The organism is Tumebacillus flagellatus (genome assembly GCF_000714935.1).
Taxonomy (GTDB): Bacteria; Bacillota; Bacilli; order Tumebacillales; family Tumebacillaceae; genus Tumebacillus; species Tumebacillus flagellatus.
In genome coordinates this window covers 1-3,469 of the sequence record NZ_JMIR01000085.1, presented here as the reverse complement: position 1 = coordinate 3,469, position 3,469 = coordinate 1, and the positions used below count along the sequence as shown (strand labels likewise).

Below are 3,469 nucleotides of genomic sequence, written 5' to 3'. Positions count from 1 at the left end.
CGAGAGCATGCGGAACGCTTGTATCTCCGACGAAATGAAGCGGATCAACCGCGCTGGGGGTGAGGGGCTGTGATTTCTCTCGAAGACGTACAGAACGTGTGCGACTCCTGCGGTGGCGAAGAAGACGTCTCCAACATCGCCTGCGGCGAGAATCCCGCAGGTACGCACGTTTTCCTCACCAAATGCTCTATCGACCTGTGTAAGACGTGCCGAGCGAATCTGTTCGTGCAGATCGTTCGGTGGGATGCTGCCGAACACGGCCAAGCGTATACCTATGAGCTGATCGATAAGGCGAAGAAAGCAACCGAGGAAGAGGGTGAAGAGATTGTTTAAGATCGACGCCGATGAGTTGCGCGAGATCGCTGAAGCCTTGGAAGGGATGTGCCAAAGTCAATTCGGTATCCCTTCCGAAAATGCCGTGAAAATAGAGTGGGCCGCCGACGAGATCGACCGCCTGCGAAAAGAAGTGAGCCTCAGTGGCATGATCGAGGAGACGTACCGCGACGACATCCGCATCCGCTCCGAGTGGATTCAGAAGCAAGACGAGCAAATCCGCTACCTCACCGGCGAACTCGCCAAGGAAGCGGAGCGCACAGGTTGGATTGGTAACGAAGTCCAACGGCTGGTGAATGTAATCCGGGAAGCACAAAAAGCCGAGTCGTGGGAAAAGTGCTACGACATGTTGGCCGCCGCAATCGAGGTGTATGACGATGCTGATACAGACCGCACGTAGCGTAGCACTGGTCAAAGCCAGCGCCATACCGCCGCTGACCATCCGTCTGGCACCCGCCGAGGACGCACACCGCGCCGCAATGTTCATGAAGCGCATGCCGACCACGACGGACACCCGCTACCTGGTTGCCGAGCGTAAAGGCGAGATCGTCGCCGCCGCGAGCATCGAGATCACCGACGGCATCGGCGCCGTTCACTTCCGCTTCATCGACGACGAGCACCGCGCCCGCATCGGATTCGAACTCGTCGGCATGGTGAAAGCACTCACGTGGGCGTGGGAACTCAACGAAGCCCACTTTCCTGACAAGCAATTCGCAGACCTGTACCGCGAACGCGACATCCGCATGGTGCGCGGCGAGTACCGACTGGAGTACGCCGGAGGGCAATACCGCCCGGGCGCGCTTGAAGGGAGGTGAGAGCGATGACCGAGCGATACCGCCAACTGCTGGACGTGCACAACCGCACCGGCGCGCAAGTCGGCGAAGGCCTGAACGACGCGCTGGCAGAGCACAGAGCGAACCGCCGAGCACGAAAGGCGCAGATGGGGCACTTTGACCCGCGCCGTGGCATCATCATCCGGGCAAACGAAAACAGGCCCGACGCTGGAACGTCGGGCCTGCAGATGGAGCTCTNATCATCCGGGCAAACGAAAACAGGCCCGACGCTGGAACGTCGGGCCTGCAGATGGAGCTCTTTTGAAATATCTCACAAACAGTGTACCACGGAACGAAAAATTCAAGCAAATGGAGCGTGAGCGATATGATCGGATTCAGCGTAAAAAACCTCCCGAACGGCGAAGTTTGGAAACTCCGAACTTGGACCTTCGAGGAAATCACCTGTGAAAAGTTGGACATTTCCATCGCCGCCTTCCTGCAAAACCATGATGGACCGATGGAAGTGGTTGACATCAAGTACAACCACGGCATCGCGCCGAATGGCGTTGACGATGTGTTCATAACTTTCTCCGCTATGCTGATCTTTTACGAGTTGGCGGAAAAACGTGAATCAAAGTACAAATCGCAAGCACTCGATCTGATCGGAGTTGAAAAAGAATGAACCTGATCGCAAAGCTGGCACCTACCGAAAGACCGAAAAAGACCTTCAACCACGCTGACCGCGAGCAAGGCAAGTACAACTTCGCGGATCCGACCGAAGTATCCGTGCAATTCCGTTTCTGGCTCCGCCCGGACGCACCGAAGGAGTTGAGCCGTTCGTTCCTCCTCCCGCCGGATAAAGACACCGTGTCTGACGGCACCGCGTTGGAGATGGCGATGGAGCTGAAAGCTATCTATGACGGGTACTTCTTCACTACCAACAAACCGAAGATCGCCGCGCTGGTGGCGTATCTGGAGGAAATGGAGATCCAAGACCAGCGGGACCTCGAAAAGTACAACCTGCAACTCGCGTACTTCACCGCTGCGGAGCAACTGGAGAAAGCCCGCAAGATCACGCTCAACACCCTGAACGCCTTCAAATTGGAAATGCCGTTCTTGGACGTCGTCCGCATCCACTTGACGGAGTACCCCGAAGACGACAAGGCCGAACTCGATATCATCGGGCTCGCTGATCAAGTCAGAGAAGGAGTTTCGTTCATCAACGTGGATATCGCGACTCTGGGCTTCCACGACGACGAGCTGGTGCTCAACGAGCGCGGGAATCTGGTGCTCAAGAAAGCGGGTGAGCAGTAATGGGTACGCTTCAACTCCCTCAACAAATGATGCCGACGGCTGGCACCTTGAACATGACCGTCGACTACGCTCAACTGCAACAACGAATTCAACAGTTGCAAATGTTCGTGGCGAACTACATGGTTCCCGGCGAGGATTTNTGCAACAACGAATTCAACAGTTGCAAATGTTCGTGGCGAACTACATGGTTCCCGGCGAGGATTTTGGAACTATCGAGGGCGTCAACAAACCGACCTTGCTCAAATCCGGCGCTGAAAAACTCTGCGACGTGTACGGACTCGCAGCGGGCGAACCGCGCATCGATTACGTGCGGGATGATTCGAAATCTCCGACTTACATCTCCTACACGATCACCTTGCCACTGGTAAGCCGAGCGGACGGACGCGTGATCATGCATGGAGTTGGCTCCTGCAACTCGCACGAGAAAAAGTACAAGTGGCGTTGGGTATTCGAAAACGAGTTGCCCCCAAACCTCAATCCGCAGTTACTTAAAACGAGATCGCGGAACGGAAGAAATGGATCCTACCTGCAATATCAGATCCCGAACGACGAGGTCGACGATCTCGACAACACGCTTCTGAAAATGGCGAAGAAACGCGCGCTCGTCGATGCAGTATTGAGCGCAACGCGGTCATCTGCTCTCTTCACGCAAGATGTTGAGGACATGGACTTAGAGATCAAATCGCAGGATACCAGCAAACGCGATCAGCAACGCCAAGATCGTGCCGCTGGAAATCAACAATCGACGGGTTACACCGGAAACAAAGGTGGGAAAAACCCGAAAGGTCAGGTCTACGACCTCCGCACTCAAATGGGGATGTCATGGGATGATCTTGGGAAAGCGGCATCCGCCGCGCTGGGCCGAGAGATCAAGAAAGTCGTTCAAGATGTGAAGGACAACGAGTGGCAGACCATCCTCGATCACATGATCCGCATGAACGGCGGCGGGGAGCCCCCGGCTGGCGGTGACGGAATCGTGATTGACGAGTCCAAAATCGGCTTCTAGGAGGCACGCATGGCACTCTCAGCCCCGATCCCCTGCCCGAAGC

Annotated in this window: 6 protein-coding genes; all 6 read left to right on the top strand. The window is 55.8% G+C overall.

The window, feature by feature from the left end:
• The first annotated feature begins 69 nt into the window (after positions 1-69).
• The 6 genes from EL26_RS23030 (at position 70) to EL26_RS25770 (ending at position 3,426) form a co-directional block, all read left to right on the top strand.
• Positions 70-333 carry a hypothetical protein gene (locus tag EL26_RS23030; RefSeq protein ID WP_038094833.1) on the top strand — a complete coding sequence of 88 codons (264 nt, stop codon included), beginning with the start codon at positions 70-72 and terminating at the stop codon, positions 331-333.
• Complete coding sequence (locus tag EL26_RS23025) at positions 326-733, top strand: hypothetical protein (protein WP_038094831.1); 408 nt, start codon at positions 326-328, stop codon at positions 731-733. Before EL26_RS23030 ends, EL26_RS23025 begins: the two co-directional genes overlap by 8 nt.
• Positions 711-1,148: a hypothetical protein gene (locus tag EL26_RS23020; RefSeq protein ID WP_152559381.1), complete on the top strand. Its 438-nt coding sequence runs from the start codon at positions 711-713 to the stop codon at positions 1,146-1,148. Before EL26_RS23025 ends, EL26_RS23020 begins: the two co-directional genes overlap by 23 nt.
• A 343-nt stretch (positions 1,149-1,491) precedes the next feature.
• Positions 1,492-1,788, top strand: coding sequence for a hypothetical protein (locus EL26_RS23010; RefSeq protein ID WP_038094827.1), 297 nt, complete (start codon positions 1,492-1,494; stop codon positions 1,786-1,788).
• The gene (locus EL26_RS23005) at positions 1,785-2,420 is read left to right on the top strand and encodes a hypothetical protein (protein ID WP_038094826.1); all 636 of its coding nucleotides are present in this window, start codon (positions 1,785-1,787) and stop codon (positions 2,418-2,420) included. Before EL26_RS23010 ends, EL26_RS23005 begins: the two co-directional genes overlap by 4 nt.
• 160 nt (positions 2,421-2,580) lie before the next feature.
• The gene (locus EL26_RS25770) at positions 2,581-3,426 is read left to right on the top strand and encodes a hypothetical protein (RefSeq protein ID WP_152559380.1); all 846 of its coding nucleotides are present in this window, start codon (positions 2,581-2,583) and stop codon (positions 3,424-3,426) included.
• The last annotated feature ends 43 nt before the right edge of the window (positions 3,427-3,469 follow it).